The organism is Microcoleus sp. S28C3, assembly GCF_036700785.1.
Taxonomy (GTDB): domain Bacteria; phylum Cyanobacteriota; class Cyanobacteriia; order Cyanobacteriales; family Microcoleaceae; genus Microcoleus; species Microcoleus asticus.
On sequence record NZ_JAUBPO010000053.1, the window covers coordinates 13,087 to 37,371 of the forward strand.

Annotated in this window: 23 protein-coding genes and 1 pseudogene; 15 read left to right on the forward strand and 9 right to left on the reverse strand. The window is 44.4% G+C overall.

From position 1 onward, the window contains the following. Together QUA13_RS16920 and aat are read right to left on the reverse strand one after the other, a co-directional pair. Window positions 1–2,693, reverse strand: a 2,693-nt coding sequence (locus QUA13_RS16920) for a HEAT repeat domain-containing protein (RefSeq protein WP_333200281.1), incomplete at its 3' end; no start/stop codon positions are given. A gap of 115 nt (window positions 2,694–2,808) precedes the next feature. Next, window positions 2,809–3,405 carry a leucyl/phenylalanyl-tRNA--protein transferase gene (gene aat / locus QUA13_RS16925; RefSeq protein ID WP_425487376.1) on the reverse strand — a complete coding sequence of 199 codons (597 nt, stop codon included), beginning with the start codon at window positions 3,403–3,405 and terminating at the stop codon, window positions 2,809–2,811. A gap of 46 nt (window positions 3,406–3,451) precedes the next feature. Here aat and QUA13_RS16930 point away from each other — a divergent pair, with 46 nt between their 5' ends. Beyond that, on the forward strand, window positions 3,452–3,781 hold the full coding sequence (locus QUA13_RS16930; RefSeq protein ID WP_006633845.1) for a hypothetical protein: 330 nt from the start codon (window positions 3,452–3,454) through the stop codon (window positions 3,779–3,781). 139 nt (window positions 3,782–3,920) lie between these two features. Here the strand turns inward: QUA13_RS16930 and rpsN are convergent, their stop codons facing one another. The 6 genes from rpsN to rseP all read right to left on the reverse strand — a co-directional run bounded on the left by rpsN (window position 3,921) and on the right by rseP (window position 7,920). Then, the gene (rpsN, locus tag QUA13_RS16935; protein WP_006633844.1) at window positions 3,921–4,223 is read right to left on the reverse strand and encodes a 30S ribosomal protein S14; all 303 of its coding nucleotides are present in this window, start codon (window positions 4,221–4,223) and stop codon (window positions 3,921–3,923) included. A 180-nt stretch (window positions 4,224–4,403) separates the two neighbouring features. After that, entirely contained in the window at window positions 4,404–4,736 is a 333-nt protein-coding gene (locus tag QUA13_RS16940) for a type II toxin-antitoxin system RelE/ParE family toxin (RefSeq protein WP_333200284.1), read from the reverse strand. Further along, window positions 4,736–4,987, reverse strand: a complete 252-nt coding sequence (locus tag QUA13_RS16945; RefSeq protein WP_333200286.1) for a hypothetical protein — start codon at window positions 4,985–4,987, stop codon at window positions 4,736–4,738. The genes QUA13_RS16940 and QUA13_RS16945 overlap by 1 nt, the downstream gene beginning before the upstream one ends. 160 nt (window positions 4,988–5,147) lie before the next feature. Beyond that, window positions 5,148–5,795 carry an endonuclease III gene (gene nth, locus QUA13_RS16950; RefSeq protein ID WP_333200288.1) on the reverse strand — a complete coding sequence of 216 codons (648 nt, stop codon included), beginning with the start codon at window positions 5,793–5,795 and terminating at the stop codon, window positions 5,148–5,150. Window positions 5,796–5,837: 42 nt separating this feature from the next. Then, window positions 5,838–6,596 (reverse strand): Uma2 family endonuclease, encoded by a 759-nt coding sequence (locus tag QUA13_RS16955; protein WP_333200340.1) that lies wholly within the window; start codon window positions 6,594–6,596, stop codon window positions 5,838–5,840. Between the two features lie 223 nt (window positions 6,597–6,819). Then, on the reverse strand, window positions 6,820–7,920 hold the full coding sequence (rseP, locus tag QUA13_RS16960; RefSeq protein WP_333191076.1) for an RIP metalloprotease RseP: 1,101 nt from the start codon (window positions 7,918–7,920) through the stop codon (window positions 6,820–6,822). A gap of 60 nt (window positions 7,921–7,980) precedes the next feature. On the opposite strand from rseP, the gene QUA13_RS16965 reads away from it, so the two are divergent. The 6 genes and pseudogenes from QUA13_RS16965 (at window position 7,981) to QUA13_RS16990 (ending at window position 15,182) form a co-directional block, all read left to right on the forward strand. After that, a complete protein-coding gene (locus QUA13_RS16965; protein WP_333200290.1) occupies window positions 7,981–8,106 on the forward strand; it encodes a hypothetical protein in 126 nt (41 codons plus the stop codon). Between the two features lie 40 nt (window positions 8,107–8,146). Next, on the forward strand, window positions 8,147–8,824 hold the full coding sequence (locus tag QUA13_RS16970) for an ATP-dependent Zn protease (RefSeq protein ID WP_333200292.1): 678 nt from the start codon (window positions 8,147–8,149) through the stop codon (window positions 8,822–8,824). Between the two features lie 118 nt (window positions 8,825–8,942). Next, entirely contained in the window at window positions 8,943–9,494 is a 552-nt protein-coding gene (locus QUA13_RS16975; protein WP_333200294.1) for a hypothetical protein, read from the forward strand. 63 nt (window positions 9,495–9,557) lie between these two features. Next, window positions 9,558–10,115: pseudogene (locus tag QUA13_RS16980) on the forward strand (Uma2 family endonuclease). A 246-nt stretch (window positions 10,116–10,361) separates the two neighbouring features. Then, window positions 10,362–11,786, forward strand: a complete 1,425-nt coding sequence (locus QUA13_RS16985; protein WP_333200296.1) for an MFS transporter — start codon at window positions 10,362–10,364, stop codon at window positions 11,784–11,786. Window positions 11,787–12,824: 1,038 nt separating this feature from the next. Next, complete coding sequence (locus QUA13_RS16990) at window positions 12,825–15,182, forward strand: polysaccharide biosynthesis tyrosine autokinase (RefSeq protein ID WP_333200298.1); 2,358 nt, start codon at window positions 12,825–12,827, stop codon at window positions 15,180–15,182. Window positions 15,183–15,411: 229 nt separating this feature from the next. Here QUA13_RS16990 and QUA13_RS16995 read toward each other — a convergent pair whose 3' ends face one another. Next, on the reverse strand, window positions 15,412–17,871 hold the full coding sequence (locus tag QUA13_RS16995) for a CBS domain-containing protein (protein WP_333200300.1): 2,460 nt from the start codon (window positions 17,869–17,871) through the stop codon (window positions 15,412–15,414). A 268-nt stretch (window positions 17,872–18,139) separates the two neighbouring features. Between QUA13_RS16995 and QUA13_RS17000 the strand changes: the two genes are divergently transcribed. The 8 genes from QUA13_RS17000 to arsS all read left to right on the forward strand — a co-directional run bounded on the left by QUA13_RS17000 (window position 18,140) and on the right by arsS (window position 24,266). Then, window positions 18,140–18,814: a HEAT repeat domain-containing protein gene (locus QUA13_RS17000; protein WP_333200302.1), complete on the forward strand. Its 675-nt coding sequence runs from the start codon at window positions 18,140–18,142 to the stop codon at window positions 18,812–18,814. 177 nt (window positions 18,815–18,991) lie between these two features. Beyond that, entirely contained in the window at window positions 18,992–19,246 is a 255-nt protein-coding gene (locus QUA13_RS17005) for a hypothetical protein (protein WP_172188171.1), read from the forward strand. A gap of 237 nt (window positions 19,247–19,483) precedes the next feature. Then, complete coding sequence (locus QUA13_RS17010) at window positions 19,484–20,599, forward strand: inorganic phosphate transporter (RefSeq protein WP_333200304.1); 1,116 nt, start codon at window positions 19,484–19,486, stop codon at window positions 20,597–20,599. Window positions 20,600–20,737: 138 nt separating this feature from the next. Further along, a complete protein-coding gene (locus QUA13_RS17015) occupies window positions 20,738–21,079 on the forward strand; it encodes a metalloregulator ArsR/SmtB family transcription factor (protein ID WP_333200306.1) in 342 nt (113 codons plus the stop codon). A gap of 104 nt (window positions 21,080–21,183) precedes the next feature. Continuing rightward, on the forward strand, window positions 21,184–21,888 hold the full coding sequence (locus tag QUA13_RS17020) for an MIP/aquaporin family protein (protein ID WP_333200307.1): 705 nt from the start codon (window positions 21,184–21,186) through the stop codon (window positions 21,886–21,888). Between the two features lie 7 nt (window positions 21,889–21,895). Beyond that, entirely contained in the window at window positions 21,896–22,552 is a 657-nt protein-coding gene (arsH, locus tag QUA13_RS17025; RefSeq protein WP_333200310.1) for an arsenical resistance protein ArsH, read from the forward strand. A 36-nt stretch (window positions 22,553–22,588) separates the two neighbouring features. Next, the gene (gene arsC, locus QUA13_RS17030; protein WP_333200312.1) at window positions 22,589–22,984 is read left to right on the forward strand and encodes an arsenate reductase, glutathione/glutaredoxin type; all 396 of its coding nucleotides are present in this window, start codon (window positions 22,589–22,591) and stop codon (window positions 22,982–22,984) included. 295 nt (window positions 22,985–23,279) lie between these two features. Further along, window positions 23,280–24,266, forward strand: a complete 987-nt coding sequence (arsS, locus tag QUA13_RS17035; RefSeq protein WP_333200314.1) for an arsenosugar biosynthesis radical SAM (seleno)protein ArsS — start codon at window positions 23,280–23,282, stop codon at window positions 24,264–24,266. The last annotated feature ends 19 nt before the right edge of the window (window positions 24,267–24,285 follow it).

The window sequence follows — 24,285 nt, forward strand, 5'->3', positions numbered from 1 at the left end:
TTCCACCCCCGTGCTAATTCTTGTACTGCTGCTTCTCGCACAGCCGAATCATCGTCTGATTGAGCGCGTTGTTTGAGGATAGGTAAGGTTTCCGGGTCATCTTTCCACCCCCGTGCTAATTCTTGTACTGCTGCTTCTCGCACAGCCGAATCATCGTCTGATTGAGCGCGTTGTTTGAGCCAAGGTAAGGTTTCCGGGTCATCTTTCCACCCCCATGCTAATTCTTGAACTGCTGCTTGTCGCACAGCCGAATTATCGTGAGATTGAGCGCGTTGTTTGAGCCAAGGTAAGGTTTCTGGGTCATCTTTCCAAGTGGCTGCAACTGTTGCTACTGCTTGTCTGTCAATTTGAAAAAATAGGTGGGGATTTTCTATTATGTTATAATTTTCTTCATAATAGAAAATTTGAGAAACTAGGTTGTGATATTCGAGAGGTGGAAAACGAGTTATTTTTTTGTTTTTAGCTAACTCTTTAACTCGATCGCGCAACCTACCAGCAACATCAGCAATCTCATTTCTATTCTTAACTTCAGAAACACAATGCGCCGCCAAAAACAGATTGCTAAACTTGTCCGCTTTCCCATCTTCACCAATCAAAAATTCCAGAATATCACCTGTAAATTTAGCAGCCAGCATTCCCGCCATTAAACGCAACACTTCATGCCAAGACTCATCTCGCCAATGCTCTCGAAAAACTTCAATTAAACAATCTAAATCAAGCGTTTTTTGTTTCTCAAATTGCCGGACAAACTCCCAAGCACAAAAATATTCCAAAAACGTGCGGTGGACAAAAGCATAATAATCCTCATTGTATCCACCCAAGAAGCACAAAATAAAATTGCGATCGCGCAGTTGCTCTACCATCAACTTAGCACAAGCAGTTGCCTCAACTCCCATCAAGCCGCTCAATGAGTCAGTAATAGTTGGCCGCAAATCATCGCGACTGATAATATTTCCGGCCAATCCTTTGCCGCTGGATTGCATTTTGTAGGCAATGCGCCCGCAGATACTTTGTTTGACTTCTTCATCGATTAAGTAAGAGTCAATTTTGTCATGACCTAATTTTTCCTTAACCTCAAAATCCCATTTATGCAGCAGCACTTTTGAGGCTTCTTCATAGAGTTTAGCTCGAAAGCGGGGTAACTCCTGATTGCGATTCAGAATTGCCATCATTGTCAGCAACAGCGGATTTCCAGCCAACTCTCGAATCGCCCTCGATTCCCCAATGGCTTTATCCAATCGTTCTAAACTCGCCGCTTTTTTCAAGCGGTCTGTAAACGTCAAATTGTGCCACTTATGAATAAATTCTTGAATCTGTTCCGGTTCAAAATCTTGCAGCATGAAGTGATGAAAATCGGCATTTTTCAGCCGTTGCTGCTGGTAGCCAATCACGCGAGAAGTGACAATCACTTTCACGGTTGGATAGGTTTGAGTGAAGTTGTGAATTTGGTCAACAATACGATTGCGTTTTTGCACCTCAAAAACTTCATCTAGCCCGTCAAACATGACAACAGCGCGGCCAGCTTGCAGCAATTCGTGCAGGATAGATTTGTTTAAATGCCCGAGCCAACTAGAACCGCGCTCCATAAACTCTAGGAAATTACTGCATTCTTTTTCATCTTTGCTGCGATTGTACTTTCGCAATTCAATCAGTAAGTGAATCGGTTGGGATGACAACTGATTAGGAAGTATTTTTGACCACTGAAGCGCCAGGTATTTTAAGAGCGTTGATTTGCCTGAACCCGGATCGCCGAGAATTACTAGATAACGGTAATTGACATCATCAATTACTTCCAAAACCGATCGCGTTTGCTGTTGAGTATAAGCTTTTGCGTAGCGTTCCAAATCTTCTGGACGGACTTCGGCGGCTATGTCTCCCCGTTCCCGCAATAGCTTTTGAATCTCCTTGGGTAATTCATAATCTTTCGGCAAATATTCCTGACACGATCGCGCATTTTGGGGAATAAATATTTCTTTAACTGTCAGTTGTCGTTCGTACTCTCCAGACCTAGTATCTAAATTACCTAAATCCAAATATTCATATTGTTCTCCCAGTCCTTCTTGATAACTTTCTAAGTTAAAATCAGCCGGAATTGGACTACTATCTGTCAAACGTCCCAAGATACAATCTAAATTTTGAGCATTCAGAATTTCTCGTAGTTCCGCATTTTGCTGTCTAATTAATTTAACACTTTCCAGATATTTTTCGGCCACTCCTTCCCACTTAAACGCATCGGGAAGCGAGGCAACTGGTCGCTCATTAAAAAAATTAGAAGGTACGATTCGGGTCAACGTGGGCAAATTCCGTCGCACCGGATGTTGTAAGGTCAAAATTTGCCAAGACTGAGCTAAGATAGCAGTATTTAAAACCCGACAATTCCCTTGAAACGCACTTCCCAAAACTTGCCGGACTGGAGGTTGTTTAATAAATTGTTTTAAAGGTTCCAGGTATTGTTTAATTTGTTTTTTATCTAAACCAGATTGCTCTAATTCCTGCTCGAACAATATAATAAAGGATTTCAGGGCATCGCGAACAGCATTTTTAGCAAAAGACTTTTTTGCAAGTCCTTCAACATCTTTAATACAACCTTTAAAAAAATCTTTAACGTAGTCGTCTAAAGCTGCTTTAGCCAATTCCGTCAAAATAGGTTGCACCAATAACCAACCCAAACTCGCGCTGACTGGATCTATCATTGCTTTTTTCTCGATTTGTATACTTGAGGAACATTATACTGGGGCTGAAAAGTTTAGCTAGGGGTGAGGATAAGGCAGAGGACACGGCAGTGCCGTTTCCCTACTGACAAAATATTCAAAATAGCGAGCAGCGGCGCTTCAAAGCTGCTTGCAAAAGAGTATTGTACAGTTTTTCCTTAACAGTATAAGCGCCGAATCTTTCCAAGTGCGGATTGTTCATTTGAGCGTCGAAAAGTAGATAAGATCGATCGCGCAATCTCTCCACCAACTTCACCATCGCCACCTTAGAACCCTCGGGAATTCGGTAAAACATCGACTCCCCAATAAACGCACCGCCGATCGACAATCCTAAAATACCGCCCGCCAATTCGTCGCCGCACCAAGTCTCGAAGCTGTAAGCCCAACCGGCCTCATACAAACCCCAGTAAATCTGTTTGAGTTCCCTAGAAATCCAAGTAGTTTCGCGATCGGCACAACCCTCAACCACCGCCCCAAAATCGCGGTTCACAGCCACCGAAAACCGATTTTGATTGATTTGGCGGCGCAGGGATTTCGGATAGGTAAATCTTTCATCCAGGGGAATCAGCGCCCGCTGTCGGCTGGAATACCACCCCAAACTTTCCTCGCCGTCATTTGCCATCAAGAAGTAGCCTTGCGCATATCCTTGTATAATTGTCGGTATATCATATTGCATATATTTATCAGTTCTCATTTGTCAGTTAACTTTTCAAAGTCAACATTAGCAATTAGGAATAATCATGTCTGAAACCATCGAACCTATTACCTTACCGCCCGCCAAAAACCCCGAACAAGAAGGCCAATGGCTCCAACAAACGCTGCTGGCATGGCTAGACTCCGAGTTTATCCCAGAAGCAGCCAACCAGCAAATAGCTAAAAGAGCTGCCCAAATCTATGTCCGCCAGCGCATGGAAGGCGAAAATGACTTGGGCAGCCTCGTAATTGCGATCGTCACCGAAATGCAGGCTTATGATTTTTCTAAAAGCTTCTACGGCGAATTTGCGATCGCCAATGCCGTCAGCGACTTGTTACTCGAAAGTCTCGGTATCGATAAATGCTGCGGTCAGTGAAGCAAGAAGGAGGAAAATTTAACTCATAAGTCTGAAACAAAAATCAACCCCAAACATAATCCTGCCGATTAATCGTGAGTTTTTTTCTTCTTTCTTCCTTCTTCCTTCTTCCTTCTCCCTTCTTCCTTCTTCCTTCGTGCTACCAGCTAGACTTCACAACACCGGGCAAAAGACCTTCGTGAGCCATTTCTCGCATCATGTTGCGAGACAGTCCGAAGTCACGATAGTAACCTCTGGGCCGTCCAGTTGCCCAGCAGCGGTTCCGCAAGCGAGTCCGCGAACTGCTGCGGGGTAGCTGTTGCAGTTGGCGGTGAATCGCCATTTTGTCCATCTGATTGTTAGCTTGGTCAAACTGGTCTTTCAGGTCTTCCCGCTTGTCGGCGTACTTGTCTACGAGTCTTTGGCGCTTTTTCTCGCGCTCGACCATGCTCTTTTTAGCCATAATCTGTTGATATCCTTAGATAAATCACAATCTACTATTTTACTATATTTTTGTCTTTTTGGATAACTTTAGTTTGAAATATTTTTATTTACACACAACAACTTATCTCATTTGTAGGGTGCATCAGGTAATATTGTGCGATCGACAGTTGCTCGAATTCGAGCTGACGCACCCTAGCAACTACTCCTGGTTCTCGCCAAGAGTTTGTTGTGCAGCGTGTCGAATGTGGAGGATGCGAACTGCGGGCACATCTTCACTTTCGGCAATAGTGAAAAGAATTCGGTATGAGGTGCGCCCTTTACCGTAAAGTAATTGCCGAATTTCTTTACTGAAGTATTGATTCTCCCTGGCTATAGGACAGCGTTTTGGCATCGCCGATAAAGATTCGATCGCTTTCAACAATCCCTCATACCACTCCCTTGCTTTCTCTGGTGATGTCATCTGAGATAAGAGCAGGAATGCACTATCAGCTTGTGCTTCTGCAACGCTAGAAATTTCAATGATATATGTCATCAATTCGCTGGAAAATTGTACTTGGTGCGCTGTGATTTAGCAAATTCATCAAAAGAACGGAACCGTCCTAACTCAAAATCATTTAACCCCTCCTGAATACCCTCAATAGCTTCTTCAGAGTCTCGGGCTTCCCATTCTAATATCCGAGTTAGCAATTGGGCAGCAACAAGGTTAATATCTTGTCCTTCCCGATCGGCTTTTTCACGAAGTAGTGCCTCTATTTCTGGACTGAGGGAAATCGCAATACTCATATACTTACTTCCTTAGTATTAAGCTGTTGACAAGAATTATAGCAAACTCAAAAAACGAGCGACCGATCGAGTTCATTTATAAACTCTTCATTTCAGCAATTGTAAGGTGCGTCAGATTCTATATTTTAATGCTAGTTGCTAGCCTCGGCACTGGCGCACCCTACGAAATATTAGCAGAAGGGCACAAATCTGCAAGTTCGCAAATATTGCAAGCCGGATTTCTCGCATTACAAACTGCCCTGCCGTGATAAACCAACCGAATCGACCAATTTTCCCAATCCGGCTGCGGCAACAATACCATCAAATCCCGCTCGATCCTTATAGGATCGGTATGTTCGGTCAATCCCAAGCGCTGAGTCAAACGTTTGACGTGAGTGTCTACCGTCACGCCCATATTAATACCAAAAGCGTGGGCGAGAACGACATTAGCTGTTTTGCGGGCAACTCCGGGCAATTCTAGCAGCAGTTCCATCCGCTGCGGTACTTGATTGTTAAATTTATTGACGATCGCCTGACAAGCGCCTTTAATATTGTTAGACTTATTCCGGTAGAAACCAGTCGATCGCACCAGACTTTCGAGTTCTTCTAAATCAGCATTTGCCAAAGCCACCGCATCGGGAAAACGCTCAAACAAAGCGGGCGTTACCAGATTTACTCGATCGTCCGTACACTGAGCCGAGAGAATCGTCGCCACCAGCAACTGCACGGGAGTTTCGTAGTTGAGAGTACAAGGAGCTTCTGGATAGAGGCGTTTGAGGCGAATCAGAATTTCGAGCGATCGTTGTTTTAAACTTAACTTTTTAGTCATTAGTCATTAGTCATCAGTCATTAGTCATTAGCCATTAGTGATTTACAAAAGATTGGGGTCGATTCCCATTTCGCGGAGTCTAGCTTCTAAAGCTTCCGATCGCGATCGTTCTTGTTCCAGCAAAGTTTCGGCTTGTTCGGCTCTTTGGCGTTCTTGTTCGGCCCTTTGCTGTTCTTGTTCGGCCCTTTGCTGTTCTTGTTCAGCTCTTGATTCTGCTTGCTCTCGCAGTTGAGCAAGTTCGACAAAACTTACAAATGGCGATCCGTTAGGCCCGAATATTTGTAGTGCGGTTTCTGATAGTTGAAACCGCACTCCTAGTCTGGGACTTACCCAACCGTCCGCCGATTCTACAGCTTCTAATTCTTGGTCTCGACGCTGCCATATAGTTAAATCCACTTGTTCAGGGTTGTACAAGTAATATTCTTCCACGCCGTAGCGTTCGTAAAATTTGAATTTTTGAATCATCGGAGTTAGACGGTTTCCCGGCGACAAAATTTCAAACACGACTTGCGGCGGAATGTTATCTTCGTTCCACTGTTGGTAGGAACCTCGATATCTTTTCGGTCTGCCAAAGGCTACCAGCACATCTGGTGCTTGAGCAAGTTTATTATTTCCTTCTACTGGATACCACAGTAAGTTACCCGCCACAAAAACATCAGCAACGGTCGCAAATAAAAGTTCTAAATTTTCTTTAATCCAGACGATTAATCGAAACTGTTCGGTATTATCTGACATGGGCTCTCCGTTGTCATCTGGGTAGACGATTTTTGATTTCTCAGGAGATTGCAGTTGTGTAATCATTGCTTTTTTCCCCAAATTTAATGATCGAATATTAGTCATTAGTCAAAATTGCTGTAATGACTAATGACTGTTAATTTTTAACTGTTGACTAATCTTATAGGTTATTAGTGGCAACCAACAAATAATAAATAACCAATAACCAATAATCAATAACCAATAATCAATAATCAATAACCAATAACAACCAACTACTGACTACTGACTACTGACTACTGACTACTGACTATTGTTGCCGAAGATTGCCCATCAAATCGAACCCAGCCAAATTAGCTGTATCCCGAATAATCAAGAAAATTCCCAAACCCAGCAACAGCATCAAACCAGTCTGCATAACATTTTCCTGAATGCGGTTCGGCAGAGGCTTGCCCCGCAGTCCTTCTATCAACAGAAAAGCTAGCTGACCGCCGTCTAAAGCAGGTAAAGGCAAGATATTAATCACAGCCAAATTGATGCTAATTAGCACAGCATACTGAAACAAACTCGCAGCATCCGATTTTGCAATCCCTGCACCAATCGCCACAATCGCTACAGGCCCGGACAACTTGTCGGCAGTCTGGCTGAAATTGCTAAGTAACTGCCCGAAACCTTGAACCGTCAGCACCACAATCCGCTCAAATTCTTTGGCGGCCTTACTAAACGCCTCTACAATTCCTGCCCTCTGCCGCACGACAGTGCCGTTAGAAGTTAGCTGCACGCCAATGCGACCTTTGCCGTCGGGCGACTCTTCGGGAGTTACTGTCACCACAAATTTTTGTTCTTGGCGCTGAATTTCCAACGCTAGGGGTTGGTTGGGATGATCTTGGATTGCTGCGACCAATAATTTGATTGCTTCGCGGGAAGCGCCCAATTCCTTGCCGTCAACAGACAGAACAACGTCGCCCGATCGAATTCCGGCTTGTTTCGCGGCCGAACTGACTTCCGCGGCGACTTCCGGGACTTTAACTCCCGGTAAGTAGTTCATTTCTGCAGCGCCGACAGTGCCCAATTGCACCACCAACAGGAAGTAAGCAAAAATCAAGTTGGCAATTACCCCTGCACTAATGACGATCGCCCGATCGAGCACGGGGCGATTTTTGAGCAAATTCGGGTCATTAGGGGGAATTGTACTGTCTGGATCGTCGTCTGGGAAACCCACGAAACCTCCCAGGGGAAAGGCGCGGAGGGCATATTCAGTTTCCGGGCCTTGGTACTTCCAGAGGATGGGCCCGAAACCGATAGAGAAGCGGTTGACGTGGATGTGTTGAAGTCTCGCCGCCAGGAAGTGGCCGAGTTCGTGAACGACAATCAAGATACCTAAAACTGCGATCGCTGCCAAAACTGACATGAAGGATTCCACTAACACTTTTACTGGACTTTGATTTATTTTAATATCTTTTTAATATCGGTGGCTTCGGAGCGACAATTTTCAGTCAAACTGGAAGGTGGTGTTTTTGTCGGAAGTCCCGGGCGCTGCGATCGAACCGATGCTGCCAAACCGATCGCGCGATCGTACCTGAGTTTACCTCATTAGCAATTCCTCATTAGCAATTCCCCATTACTAATTCCCCATTATGAAAGACACTTCTTTGAATATTATCGCTATTTCTATCTTTGCCATCACCGTTTCAATATTGTTGGGCCCCGCATTCAACTTGCCAGAAGCCGTACCTGCGATCGCCACTTTTTGCCTGTTGGGGCTAGCTACTCTCGACAGTTTCCAGTGGCAATGTCAAGGCGGTACCATTTTATTAGATTGGCTGGGAGGAACTTCCAAACAAAAGCGCGATCGTATCCTTCACCACGAAGCCGGACACTTCCTAGTCGCCCACCTATTGGGAATTCCCGTAACCAGCTACGCCCTCAGCGCTTGGGAAGCATTTAAACAAGGCCAAACAGCCCAAGGCGGCGTCCGATTTGAAGACGAACAATTAGCATCTCAACTTCAAAACGGCACTCTTTCCTCCCAACTTTTAGACCAATACTGCACCGTGTGGATGGCCGGAATAGTCGCCGAAAAATTTGTTTACGGCAGCGCACAAGGAGGATCAGAAGACCGTACAAAAATCAGCGCAATTTTAACACAACTGCGCCGTCCCAGTTCGGAAATTCAACTCAAACAAAACTGGGGTTCGCTGCGAGCAAAAAACCTGATCGAAAGCCACAAATCAGCTTACGAAGCCCTAGTCGCAGCAATGGAAGAAAGAGCAACCGTCGCCGAATGCTGCGACATTATCCAGCAAAATTTATAAACAAAAATTACGCATTATTGCCTCGATCAACCCGGTTTATTTATAAATTTCTCACTAAACCCATATTTTGCGTAAAAACCGGGTTTTTCTGCATAAATTTTATAGGGATTAAAAATTAATGTCAGAACAAAAAAATGCTGCAACAACACTGCAAACAGCGAACCAAAATACAGAAAAATTGCTGTGGCTGTTCGGTTTCCGCATTGACCCCGACACCGAAGTACCAAATCTATATACTCTAATTGTCTACGGAGAACAAGAGCAGCCTTTAGTAGCCGGCGGTCAACTTGTATTTTTTACCCGTCCAGAATTAGCGATTAACGCTCTCCAATTGTGCAATATCGATGTCAGCAAACTGGGAAAGCCACCCACACAAATAGATGCTATTTGTGACATTGCAGAAACGCTGTACTTGCTCGATGCAGAAGATATGGACGAATCAGGGACTATTCTTAACTGTTTGAACGCGCTGTTAAATTTAGTTAAAGCCACATTAACACCGATGCCCACAGAGTACAAGCCCGTGCTTTATGCTTTTGCAGACCACCTAAATATTGATCGAGAGTTTGCGAGTTTTTTAGCTGAAGAGGACATCCACCGTTCGGAGATGGTCAATGCTATTTTGTGGTGTGTGGGAGCAATTACAGCAAAATCTAAATTGCTGACATAGCAATTTAATACAGAACTAAAATGTGAATGGATAATAGATAATATCGCTAAAGGAAATTGTGCCATGACTGTAACAGATTTACGCTTGTGGACTGTAGAGGAATATCGCCACATGACGGCAACTGGCATTGTCAATCCCGATGAACGAATCGAATTAATTGACGGGCAAATTATCTCAATAAGTGCAAAAAATCCTCGCCACGCAGCAACTAACCTCTGTGCTGCCGACTCTCTGAGAAATCTGCTGGCAGGATTTGCTTTAATTCGCATCCAAGACCCGATCGCTCTAAGTGATAATTCAGAACCAGAACCGGATATTGCTTTAGTGCAAATCGACCCCCGGCTGTACCAAGATTTTCATCCCGCACCCGCCAACATTTTCTGATTAGCATAAATAGCTGATACCACTTTAGAAACAGACCGCAAGCGAAAAGCAGCGGCTTATGCTAAGGCGGGAATTCCTGATTATTGGATACTTGATGTTAACAGGCGGCAAGTTTATGTTTTTCGCGAACCGGTGGGGGGAAATTACAGGCAAGAAACTATATTTGATGAAGATGAAATTTTATCAATGCTGGCATTTCCAGAAATAGAAGTTCAGGTAGGGCGATTGTTTCCTTAACGTACAGTCTTGAACGCATGGGGGCTAGAAACCCGGTTTCTACGAATAATTTCCGAACAGCAACGAGAAATCTACGAAGAAACCGGGTTTCTGAGGTCTGGGTGCATAAGTCCAATTATCAATTACCAATTACTCATTCTTCAGAATAATCCCGATCGCTACAAAAAACTTAGTATCAGGGCGTAGCGCGAGTTATACTCCTACTGGAAAGACTGTGACTGCCAAAAAATCCCGAAATCAAAGTTTATGAGCAACACTTCCCCGCCTCACCCAGCCGCCGACAACGCCGAAACAAAAAAACTCAGTTTCTCAACAAAATTAGCATACGGTGCCGGCGACCTCGGCCCCGCAATTACTGCGAATGTTTTGGTATTTTTTCTGCTGTATTTCTTTACCAACGTCGCCGGTTTGGCTGCGGGTACTGCTAGCAACATTTTGCTGATAGGCAAGGTTTGGGATGCCGTAAATGACCCGATTGTGGGGGTTTTGAGCGATCGCACATCTCACCGCTGGGGGCGCCGATATCCTTGGATCGTTTACGGGGCAATTCCTTTCGGCATCTTCTTCTTTTTGCAGTGGATTGTTCCCAGCAAAGATCCAACGATACTATTTTGGTACTATGTGGCGATCGCCATTTTGTTTAACACGGCCTACACCGCCGTCAACCTGCCTTACACCGCCCTCACTCCAGAATTAACCCAAGACTACAACGAACGCACTAGCCTTAACAGTTTCCGGTTTTCTTTCTCGATCGGCGGCAGCATTTTGTCGTTAATTTTAGCGCAAATTATCTTTGCAATAGTTAAAGATGACACCCAAAAATACTTAGTATTAGGCGCAATCTGTGCAGTGATTTCAGTGTTGCCTTTGTACTGGTGCTTTTTAGGAACCCGGAAACACGTTATCTCTCAATTGCAAGAAAATCCCGTAGAGGACAGTTCAACTTCCTTGCCACTGAAAGAACAGTTGCGGATTGCATTTAACAATCGCCCTTTTTTGTACGTAATTGGAATTTACCTCTGTTCTTGGCTGGGAGTGCAATTAACTGCTTCTATTTTGCCCTACTTTGTAATCGACTGGATGAAACTGCCGGCTGCAACTTTTACCCAAACTGCGATCGCAGTTCAAGGAACTGCACTCGCCATGTTATTTGTTTGGAGTAAAGTCAGCGAGAGATACGGCAAAAAAGCCGTATATTTTATGGGCATGAGTTTGTGGATTATCGCCCAAGCCGGACTGTTTTTCTTGCAACCGGGACAAGTAGTCCAGATGTACTTGCTAGCCGTCATGGCAGGTGTCGGAGTTTCCACTGCTTATCTCATACCTTGGTCGATGATACCGGATGTCATTGAACTCGACGAACTCCAAACAGGAGAAAGACGCGAAGGCGTGTTCTATTCGTTTATGGTATTGTTGCAAAAAATTGGTTTGGCGCTCGGTTTGTGGTTTGTGGGACAAGCATTAGAAGGAGCTGGATTTCTCGCCACAATTCAGGGACAGGCTGCACCCGTACAGCCGGAGTCTGCACTGTTTGCTATTCGAGTTGCGATCGGGCCGCTGCCCACAATTGCTTTAATTGCTGGCATGATTCTTACATATTTTTATCCCATAACCCGCGAAGTTCATGCAGAAATATTGTTGAAACTCCGAGAAAGAAAAGCACAAAATTAGTAAGCTAATAAGGAGGAGTTGGCAATTAGTAAAATTGAAAAGTAACAACTACCAAGAGCTAATCCGATCGAGATAGATAGCAATCCTCCCATCCTGTGCTAGCTCTTTTTTTTTCTTTAACAATGTGTCATCTTCTTATTGTATCGGTTAATTCAAAAAAAGCCTGTTGCGCGTTTCCCGAAAGGATTGCTATAGCTTGCTCGGAGGGCGAATCAAAGCGATAGTTTTAGTAATAGCCCCGAAACGCAGAAACCTAGTTTTTTTACTAAAATACATAAATCGCGCAGCGCCATCCGCCCCGGTAGAAAAACTCCGAATGCTTGAGTTGTTCGAGATGTCGATCGAGTTTGAGATCGCACATTATTAAATTTTATGTCGGTCGCGGACTTTTGAGAGAAATTTGTGATATTATGGGGGAGGTGAGGAATTATATAGACTTAAGCAGTCCTCCAGCTCCTCAAAAAGTTTATAATTAAAAGAAGAGACAGATTTTTATCGGAAATTGATTCGATTAGTTGCCGTTCCAAAAATCTGCTGAATGCTCCTAATTATATCTACATGAAAAATGGAAAATTTTTTAGCCAGTGAGTTAGCGAATAAGTTAACAGGTGCTGCTGCCGCTGTAGGCGAACACAAAAATGGCATAGATGACTAGGCAACCGGCGCAACCTCTGGCTGAGGTGTTACGGTCAATTGTAAAAGTTTGGTAAAGTTATTGCGCCCCTGCGGCGAAGCTGAGCGACACCAGAAAAAGTTTGCTTCGCCCCCCCCGAAACCCTAAATAGATGCACAATGCAGCCGACCGAAATGCAGTCGGATACAACTCTCAAGCAGTTGTAAAAAAACTTTTGCACCCGGCAAAGCATAGGGATTTAGTTATTTTTGTATATTATGTGAAAGTAGTGAGAACTATTAGAAGGAAGTGGGATCGACCAAGCAAGAATCTCCTGTGATATCCTTAAGCCAATGCTCAAAGTATCAACCAAAAGGCTTGCAGAACAAAGCTGATTTTACCAACAAAATTTTAAAGAGGTCTACATGGAAAGAGAACAGGACGCTCATATCGTACCCATTAGCAACCAGAGCCGACAGGTGCAGCAATTTTCCGTTGAGGAGGGAGAAGAATTAAGCGCGCAGCCTCAGAAAGGATTGAATCTAAAGCCGTTGTTGAGGACTTTTCAGCGCAAAGCCCTAATCATTATTGGGATTATAGGTCTAATAGGCGGTGGAGTTACTTATCAGATCAAGGGAAGTAAGCAAACATATCAAGGCGATTTTCGGATGCTAGTGGAACCCGTGACAACGGAGGCAAGAATTGTTGACCCCGCTGCCCTAGCCAATCGCGGCGAGGGCGGGGCAGTGCCTAGTCGAGAATTTTTTAGTTTGGACTACGCAACTCAACTTCAAATTCTCCAGAGTCCTCAGATGCTGTCGGCTATTGTTAAACAAGTCCAAAAACGATATCCACAATTTACCGAGGCAATTCTTCAAAAAAATTTAGTCGTTTTGCGGATGGGAGAAAATGAGATGACTCTCACTAAAATTTTGGAAGTTCGCTTCATGGGGACTGACTCTCAATTAGTTGAGTTCGTTTTACAAGAAATTAAAAAGAAATATTTAAAATATAGTCTTGACGAACGCAAGACTCGCATTGGTGAAGGTGTTAATTTTATTGAAGACCAGCTTCCGGGACTCAATAAGCGCGTAAATGACCTGAAGTCGGAGTTACAGGTGATACAGCAGCAACAAAAGATTACCGATCCTAAAGAACAAGGGGCGCAATTGATCCAGCAAATTCGCACCGTAGAAACTTTAGAGTTAGAAACTCAAAGGCTGCTGCAGGAACAGAAAACGCTGTACGCGAACTTGCAAAAACAATTAGATTTTACACCAAATGAAGCTATTGCTGCTTCAGCTTTAAGCGAAGAACCTCAATATAAAGAGTTGCTGACCAAGGTTAAGGAAGTAGAAGGTCAGATTGCTGTAGAAACAGCTCGTTTTAAATCGGCTAACCCGATAGTGGAAGCTTTAGAGCGCAAGCGGACAAATTTAGTAGCTTTGCTCAACCAGCAAACTGACCGAATTTTGGGGCAAAATTTAGTAGGAAGCCAAGCCAATTCTAAAGTTCAGAATTTTCAAAATTCAATTCGCATAGGCTTGATTAAACAATTGGTTGATACTGCCAACCAAGTTCAAGTCTTAGAAGCTCGCAGTCAGGCGATCGCCCAAACTAAAAACGATTTGGGCCGACAAGCCAGAGAATTTCCCAGTATAGCCCGCCGCTACAACGAACTGCAACAGCAATTAGACATCGCCGCCCGCACCCGCGATCAACTTTTAAGTCAGCGGGAAAGTCTGCGCATCCAAGCAGCTCAAAGCCAAGTACCTTGGGAAATAATTTCTGAACCCCGGATACCGCGAGATATTAAGGGCAAGCTGATTCCAGTTGCATCAAAAAATAAAAACAAATTTATGATGGCAGTGATTGGGGGGCTAGTGTTGGGTCTGGGATCTGCTATCCTCATTGAAAAAATTCGCAATATTTTCTACAGTGTTGATGACGTTAAAGATGGGGTGGAAGCACCTTTATTGGGAGCAATTCCTCTTGACAAAAATGCTAAAAAATTTCCGCCTTCTATTGCTAATGCCTATGCTTATCTTGAAGGAAAAGAGGGTAATAAGAAAAATGCTTCGGAATTTATAGAAGCTTTTGACTCTCTTTATACTAATATCCGCTTTCTTTCTTCAAATCGAACGATTAGCTCTTTGGCAGTTGGTTCAGCTACAGTTGGCGAAGGCAAATCTACCGTTGCTTTAAACTTAGCTCACGTGGCAGCGCTGGCGGGTCAGCGCGTGCTGTTAGTAGACGCGAACTTGCATTCGCCCAGCCTGCACTTGTTGTTGGAACTGCCGAATGTTAAGGGATTGAGCAACTTGCTCGACAATAAAAATGAACCAAATGAAATTATCCAGCGATCGCATCTAGCAGATAATCTTTTTGTATTAACTGCCGGTCTCCCTATTCCCGGTACTGCCAGACGCCTTGCCTCATCTCAGATGCAGTATTTAATGGAAGAACTTCAGGCAACATTTGACTTAGTGATCTACGATACGCCGCCGCTCGTTGACAGTAAAGATGCGAATTTTTTAGCGGCGCGCACCGATGGAATACTGATGGTTATAGCAATTCGCCAAGTCAAATTTTCTGTAGTCCAAAAAGTTTTCAGTCAATTAGAAAATTTTGGCATACCCTGCTTGGGTACAGTTGCGAATCATGCCACCAAAGGCAAGAAGTATCAACCATCTAAATCATCAGTTGTTGAAGAGAAAAATGAATATTTGAATTTTTCACCAGCACCGTCTGGCATCCGCAAACTAGCTTCAAAAAAAGAGTGACCCCCAAAAAAGCTGGCACCCAAAAAAAGGATACAAGCCCCCGACAGGAGTCATGGAACTCCCAAAATTTTAGACTCTTGTTCAAGCTCCCAGATTCGTCTGTGGAGTAAATCGAAAATCTAAAATCGTTCGACTGAGCGCGACTTGACTAAGCGCTCGGCGAACCTCTCAGGCCGAAGTCTAAAATCTAAAATCTAAAATCTAAAATCTAAAATTGATTGATGGCGGACTAATTTTCATCAGGATTGGTGGGAAATGTGACGGTAAAATTAGTCCAGCCATTGCTGCTTTCAACCTCAATTTTTCCCTGCAACTGTTCGACAAGTTTTTGAACCAAAGCTAAACCCAAACCTGTACCTCCTTGTTTCCAAGGATCGGCGTTGGGAACTCGATAAAATTTCTCAAAAATTCGAGGCAATTCCTCTATAGAAATGGAAGATTGATTGCTGAGTTTAAATTGGATTTCTGAAGCTAGAGCAATTGCTTGTCGCGAATTCTTTCTTTGTCCTCGTTGTTCGCAGTATTCGTTTTTGCACTCAACTTTTAGAGAAATTTCGCCGTCATTGGCAGTATATTTGCAGGCATTGTTGAGGAGCTCTGCTAAAATTCGTCCCAAACTAGCTCGGTTGGAACTGATCGTGGGAAGGTGGCGATCGCACTCTACTCGCAAATCCTGGTGGCGGTCATGGGCCCGGGTGTAAAACGGGTCGATAATAGTAGGCAGCCAGGCTTCTAAGTTTACTGGTTCGAGGTCGATCGGACAAGTTGCGGCTTCGAGCCGCTGCAAATCTAGCAAATCATTAATCAAATCTGTTTCTCTAGTACATTCTGTTTCTAAAATTTCTAAATAAATCTGGCGCCTGTCTGGTGTGGGAGAAATTCTCAGCATATGAATAGCCATTTTTATATTAGCTAAAGGCGTCCGCAGTTCGTGAGAAACTGTGCTGAGAAATTCATCTTTGAGGACGTTTAAATGCTGGAGTTCGTGAACTTTTTGCTGCAATTCGGCGGTGCGTTCTTGGACTTGACGTTCGAGGTCGGTGTTCAGATTTTGCACTTGCTGATAGAGTTGGGCTTGCTGAATCGCGATCGCGATTTGAGTTGCCAGTTGCTGCAGCAAATCCACTTCCGAAGGCTGCCACTGCCGGGATTCGGAGCACTGATGGACGCACATCATTCCCCATAAATTGCCGTCTTCCAAAATTGGTACAATCAAATAAGCTTTGATTTGCGCTTGCTGGAACCGCGCATATTTTTCGGGGCTCAAACGGGCTTGGTCGATGTCAGGGACGGCATAAATTTCCTGTTCAATCACCGAAGCAGATTCTTGCCAAATATTATCTGGCAGGATTTCTCCCAAGATTGAAGGCCAATTTTCGGCAACGGATTCGGCCACTACAATGCCGTAATTGCTGGACTCTAAATGCAGGATTGCTACTCGATCGGCTTGCAAAACTTGGCGGACTTCATCGACGCTGGCGTGGAGAATTTCTTCGAGGTTTAAGGATTGGTGAATCCGCAAGGAAATGTGAGTTAACAGCCGATCGCGCTGCAATTGTTCGTGGAGTTTTGCAGTCCGTTCCCGCACCTGCTGTTCTAGTTTGGCGTTGCGGCTTTGCAGCAGTTCCACTTTTTCGGCTTGCAGTTGATAAACCGACTGCTGCAACTGTTTGACAACTCGGTACATTTCGGTGGGGTCGAGGACTCTGAGCAAGCTGGTCTGAGTAATAATTCCCAACAGTTCTCCGCGCCCCCCGCACACGACCAACCGCTGCACTTGTTGCTGCTGCATTTCTTTGTGCGCCGTCCACAGGGAATCGGAAGGTTGAAGAAATTGCAGGGGAGTTCTCATGACTTTTTGAGCTGGGGTTTGCTCGAAATTTAGTTCTAGAAACTGTGCCTGCACGATGTCATATTCGGTGAGAATTCCCCGGGGTTGGTGAAACGAATAGTGAAAAATGGAGGTATACTCATCTTTGGGCTTCTCCATTGTTAATTCTTTGTTTTTTGTAATGACTACACAACTGACTTGATGCTCTGACATCAGTTCGGTTATGCTCTTCAGCGAGGCGGTGTGGGGCGCTGTAATTGGCGTAGTCATCAATTCTGCTACTCGCCGTAATTTGAGAATATTTGAAGGCTGCAATACTTGGCGAATTCTTTCCCGCGTCAGCACTCCTACCAAGTGGCCCCCTTGATTGACGATCGGCAAATAGCGAATCTTGTGCTGGCGAAATAAGGATAAAGCAGTAAACACGTCTTGGTCATCGGATTCTGTGAGGGAGACCGACACCGGGGACATCACTTCGGAAATTGGTATTTTGTGCAGGGCTACTTTATGCTGACTGTCTATTTTGCCAGAAGCTATCAGCCTCACAAGGTCGGCGGGAGTTAATATGCCGATTAACAGTCCGCGGCTGGGGTTCTCGGATAAATTGCCTGTGGTCAAAGTCTGCTGATTCTCCACGACGAACACGCAGCGGGCCCGCACCTTGTCCGGCGCGGACGTTTCGGTCACAGATCCCCGGTCTGAGGGTAAAGGTGTTTTGACTAGGGGACAACTGTTTTGCAACTGACTCATCAAGGCGATCGCCACTGCTAAGGAAGTTTCTGGCCCAGCAGTGAGAGGGTAGCGATCGATCGCTTGTTCTAAGGCTGAGGAGTAAAAGGGCGGGTGGTAAAACGACATAGTTGATTGCAGGTTGTCAGAGGGCGGCTAACTATCGGGCAAAGCCTTGGGGAACGGCAGAAACACCTCGCCTGTGCTTGGGATTTAAATAATAAACTTTCTAATTAATTATTTTTACGCAATCTGAGCTTTAGATTAATCGTCTCACTAATCCGCAATCTTACCGATCTCAAATCCTTGGGCGGTTTTTACTGCCTGCTTTTCCCCTGAGACTCCCCTATAATCAAAATAACCCGAATGTAAAGTTTTACTACAAGATATACTCATAATGACAACTTTAAGCTTAGAGCAAATTGCAGCCAAGTTAGAAAGCCAAAATTCAGCGGATCGAATGGTGGCTTTGGCCAACTTGCGGAACGTGCCTGCTGCAGAGGCGGTGCCTTTGATAAAAAAGGTGTTGAACGACGAAAGTTTGCAAGTGCGATCGATGGCTGTGTTTGCTCTTGGGGTCAAACCGACAGCAGAGTGCTATCCCATTCTAGTCAAATTGCTAGAAACTGACCCTGATTACGGCATTCGCGCTGACGCTGCGGGTGCTTTGGGCTATCTAGAAGATATCAGAGCTTTTGAGGCTTTGGTGCGGGCTTTTTACGAAGATACTCAATGGCTGGTGCGCTTCAGCGCTGCTGTTTCTCTGGGGAATCTCAAAGATCCCCGGGCTCGCGACGTGCTGCTAAAAGCTCTCGACAGCGAGCAAGTGGTGATCCAGCAGGCGGCAATTTCGGCTTTGGGGGAAATTAAAGATCTTGGGGCGATCGATCGCATCCTCGATTTTGCTCAGTCGGAAGATTGGCTGATCCGTCAGCGGCTGGCTGAAGCTTTGGGCAATCTGCCGAGTGTTAAGAGCGTTTCGGCTTTAAAATACTTAGAAAAAGATAGCAATTCTCAAGTATCTGAGGCGGCAACTATTTCTCTCGATCGTTTGTCAAAAGCAGAATCGTGACATAAAACTTTTAGTATGTTGAGAAACCCGGTTTATTCAATAAACCGGGTTAATCCTTATTTTAGCAAGCTTAATAAAATTTATAGAGTATTCAGTAAAACCAGAATGTATTATTTAAGCTGCGAGGGTAAATCGCAAGTTAAAATAGTTGTCGATCTCCTTTAACCCAAACTAACCATGAATCAAGCGCCCAATCCTTTTAACTCAAATCCCTCCAATCCGCTAGACCCCTTGGAGCAAGAAGTTGACGAGCAAGGTGAAGCATTGCCGAGACAGTACCACCCGGCAACTAAAAAAACTCTGCAAAAAGTCTTTATTATCCTGGTAGTTGTCGGGGCAATTATTGGGGGAATTCTATCTATAGGGGTGATTTCGCTGATGCAGAAGGCGGGATTGACAGATGTGCCAGCAAGGGTACAAAATCCTAAGTGAATGGGTGGGGTGAATGTACCGGAAGCGATCGCCGCTCCTTAATTATAGTATCGTTCGATATCGTGCCCATGTTGCTTGCGCGAAATTAAGACGCGATCGCTCGCCTAATCCCAAAAGAAATCTTAATATTTTAATTATTTTATTTGATGCAACTCTGTCTATACAATCAAATTTGCGGCTGTAGGGGCTTGGGCAAAAAACTGTTTCAAAAAAACCACACTTGTTCTGAGTAATAAAATGTTACTTATTGCGCTATTTATCGCCACGTTTTTTTTAGCATACTGCAATGGTGCTAATGATAATTTTAAAGGCGTGGCAACACTGTTTGGCAGTCAGACGACGAGCTATAAAACAGCAATTACTTGGGCAACGATCACAACTTTTGCAGGTTCAGTATTTTCTATTTTTTTAGCAGAAACGCTGGTAAAAAGCTTTTCGGGAAAAGGGCTAGTTCCAGACGAGATCGCCAATGCCCCAGATTTTCATTTGGCAGTCGCGATCGCTGCGGGTTTAACCGTTATTCTTGCTACCTTAACTGGATTCCCTATTTCCACAACTCACGGTCTTACAGGTGCTCTTGTTGGTGCAGGTTTAGTAGCAATTGCTACTGAAGTTAATTTTACAGCATTGCAGAACACTTTTCTAATGCCTTTGTTGCTGAGTCCCATGATTGCGATTCCATTAGCAGCTTTAATTTATGGGCTGTCTCGCTACCTGCGAGTTTATTTAGGAATCCAGAAAGAATGGTGTATTTGCGCTGGTCAAACTCAACAGATTATTCCCATTCCCCAGCCCGATGCAACTAACATACTTAAGTGCATTACAACCGCTGATGTCGCGGTCGATTCTCTAGATAAATGCACGCAAAGGTACTTGGGAAATTTCTTACAAATTCCCAGCCAAAAGTTAGTGGATGTTTGCCATTTTATGAGTGCGGGAATCGTCAGTTTTGCCAGAGGATTGAACGATACTCCGAAAATTGTTTCGCTGATGTTAGTCGGTCAATCAATATCAGTTCAGTGGGGAAGTTTAGCAGTAGCTTTGGGAATGGCGATCGGCGGTTTATTGAATGCTAAAAAAGTTGCCGAAACAATGAGCAAAAAGCTGACAGCAATGAATACCGGTCAAGGGCTGGTGGCAAACTTAGTGACGGGATTTTTAGTTATTGCTGCCAGTCGCTATGGACTTCCAGTTTCTACTACTCATGTTTCGGTAGGTTCAATTTTTGGTGTCGGATTGATTTCAAAAAAAGCTAATGTGCGCGTTTTCTATCATATTCTACTATCATGGATTTTGACCTTGCCAATTGCTGCGTTAATCAGCGGCTGTGCTTACTGGGTGTTGCATCGGTAAGAGAATTAATCGTTAGTCCTAGAAGAGAAAGAGTTGGCAGTTGATTTGGGATTGTCATCAAAGGATAACCCGATCTAATCTAACGGTAAAAAAAGAAATCGCGCCGGGAGTTTTTGAATAAAATTTTAAGGGTAATTTATGGTTAAAAATTCTCCGATCGCGCCACCTGTTGCAGATAAATTGATTGCTGCTGGCTTTCACGCTCTTTCTGACCCCCTGCGGCTTCAGATTTTGGAGTTGCTGCGGGAACAGGAGTTGTGCGTGTGCGACTTGTGCGATCGACTTGGAGTCCCTCAGTCTAAACTCTCTTTTCACCTCAAAGCCTTGAAGGATGCAGCTTTAGTCCGCAGCCGCCAAGAAAGCCGCTGGATTTACTACAGACTCAATTTGACCCAGTTTGTCGCCCTCGAACAGTATCTCGCCCAATACCGGCGCTTCAGCCCGATCCTGCCGGCGCGCCCCTGTTCCGACGCGGGTTAACCCATCAATATTTCTTAATCACTCAAATACTGATATGGCTTTTTTGATAATTGACATATCAATTTTTATTGATATGATGGGATGGCAACAATTAGTTCAGAGCGATGGATGCAACAGCTCATAGGTTAGCTTGTGCTCGCCCCGATTGCAGGCGAGAGGCGATCGCGGAATTTCTAGGTACATTTATTTTGGTTTTTGCAGGCACCGGTGCGGTGATGGTTAACAAAACTAGCGCTGGTTCCGTAACTCATTTAGGCATCAGTTTTGTATTTGGGGCAGTAGTATGTGCGATGATTTACGCCCTAGGACACATCAGCGGCGCACACTTTAATCCGGCCGTAACTTTAGGGTTTTGGGCGAGCGGTTTTTTCCCAAAATACAAAGTTTTGCCTTACCTTTTAGGGCAGTGTGCGGGTGCGATCGCAGCTTCTCAATTGCTGCTAATTACCCTAGGTAAAGTAGCAAATCTCGGTGCAACTATTCCTCTCAAAGGTAACTGGTTGCAGTCTCTAATTTTAGAAACAGTTTTGACCTTTATCTTAATGTTGGTCATCCTCGGTTCTGGATTAGATAGACGCGCTCACATCGGCTTTGCCGGGATAGCAATTGGCTTAACTGTCGGCTTAGAAGCTGCATTTATGGGGCCGATTACCGGAGCGAGCATGAATCCGGCACGATCGCTCGGCCCGGCTTTAGTTGGCGGAATTTGGAACGACCATTGGGTTTACTGGGTGGCTCCGATTTGGGGAGCGCAATTAGCAGTCGCAGTTTATCGAGAACTATCTAACGGATTTCGGGATTTTAATTAAAAGTATCATGACAAGTTTTACGCACAAACCGAGAATTTTGTTTCTATACGGCTCTTTAAGAGATCGTTCTTACAGCCGCTTGTTGGCGGAAGAATCGGCGAGAATTATTGAGGGTTTCGGTGCCGAAGTTCGATTTTTCAATCCTCTAGAATTGCCAATTTACGGCAGCGTTCCCGATACGCATCCGAAGGTTCAAGAATTACGGGAATTGAGCCTGTGGTCGGAGGGTCAAGTCTGGTCGAGTCCAGAAATGCACGGCAATATTACGGGTATTCTGAAAAACCAAATTGACTGGATTCCTTTAAGTATTGGGGCTGTCAGACCGACTCAAGGCCGAACTTTGGCGGTGATGCAAGTCAGCGGCGGTTCGCAGTCTTTTAATGCTGTCAATACTTTGAGAATTTTGGGTCGCTGGATGCGGATGTTTACGATTCCGAATCAGTCTTCGGTTGCTAAGGCTTATCAGGAATTTAATGAAGATGGGACGATGAAGGATTCGCCTTACCGCGATCGCGCGATCGACGTGATGGAGGAACTGTACAAGTTTACCTTGCTGTTGCGGGAGCAAACGGACTATTTGACCGATCGCTACAGCGAACGCAAGGAACAAGCCGCTAAACAGGCGATCGACGTAGCAAATCGCGCCCTTGAAACATCTAACTAACAACTAATAAGTAACAACCAACAACCAGCAAAAACCATGAAAAAAGTAATGTTTGTTTGCAAAAGAAACTCCTGCCGATCGCAAATGGCAGAAGGATTCGCTAAAACCATCGGAGACGGCAAAATTGGAGTCACCAGTTCCGGTTTAGAATCAAGCAAAGTTCACCCAACAGCAATTCAAGTCATGTCAGAAATCGGCATTGATATCACCGACCAAACATCTAACCCGTTAAGCGAATTCAATGCAGAAGACTACGACGCAGTAATTTCTCTGTGCGGCTGCGGTGTGAATTTACCCGAAGCGTGGGTATTGCGAGAAGTGTTTCAAGATTGGCAACTCGACGATCCCGACGGACAACCCATCGAAACTTTTCACCGCGTTCGAGATGAAATTAAAGCACGAGTTGAGAAATTAGTGGACTCTCTAAAGTAAGATTAGTGTCAAAATTAGAATTCTTGCCTTGTCGGTTTTAACTCAGCTCTTGCAGTATTGTCAATAAGCCTTTTATGAACAGGCAAGATGCCTGTTCCACAAAAAAATTAATCTCCTGTAGAACAGGCATCTTGCCTGTTTTCAATAATGTTGCAAGATGTGAGGTTCAATTAACTTTGTAGCGATCGGTTAAAATTTGTCGCTGTCGCATCCAAATAATTAGTGCTAAATTATGAGAGGCGTTCCGGCCGAACGCCTCTACATTCGTTGCGATCGGAGACTAAAAGGTTAGCACATGATTCAGACAGCACTCACGCCTTTCAAAAACAAACTTCACTCAGCTTTAACTAAAAAGCAGATTACAGTTTTACAAATTAATCTAGGGAAACGCTGCAACCTCGCTTGCACTCACTGCCACGTAGAAGCTAGCCCGACACGAACAGAAGAACTTTCCCCGGAAATTTGCGACCAATTAATTCAAATCATTCGCCGTTTTCCTCAAATTCAAACTGTTGACCTCACTGGCGGTGCTCCCGAAATACTTTACGGTTTTAAACCGCTGGCGGAAGCTGCCAGGGCGGCAGGTAAAGAGGTAATTGTTCGTTCTAATTTGACGATTTACTTTGAAAAAGGTTTTGAAGATATTCCCGAATATTGCGCGGAACACCAACTCAGAATTGTGGCGTCGCTTCCCTGCTACCAAGCTGACAATGTGGATAAAATGCGCGGCAGCGGTGTTTTTGACAGTTCGATTCGGGCACTGCAAAAGCTAAATCAGTTGGGATACGGGAAAAATCCAAATTTAACTCTGGATTTGGTGTACAATCCACAAGTGCCGGCAACAGACAAGTTTTCGCTAACACCGGAACAGGGCAAGTTAGAGCAAGATTACAAGGTTTATTTAGCCGAACATTTTGGGATTTGTTTTAATCAATTGTTCGCGATTACTAATTTGCCGGTGGGACGGACTAAGTTTCATTTGGAACATAAAAAACTGCACAAGCCTTATCTCGGGTTTTTGGAGGATAATTTTAATCCCGGTACTCTGGAACATTTAATGTGCCGCAACGAATTGTCGATCGACTATTTGGGCAATGTCTACGACTGCGATTTTAACCAGATGGAAAATCTGCCGGCAAAAACTGGCAGCGGGGAAAAGATAACTGTTGCTAAATTGCTCGCATCTGGCAGTTTAGATTTGATTCAAGAGGTGCAAACTGCTGCTTATTGTTACGGCTGTACGGCAGGTTCAGGTTCTAGCTGCGGCGGTAGTTTGATTTAATTTAAGGGAAAAGTTGCGC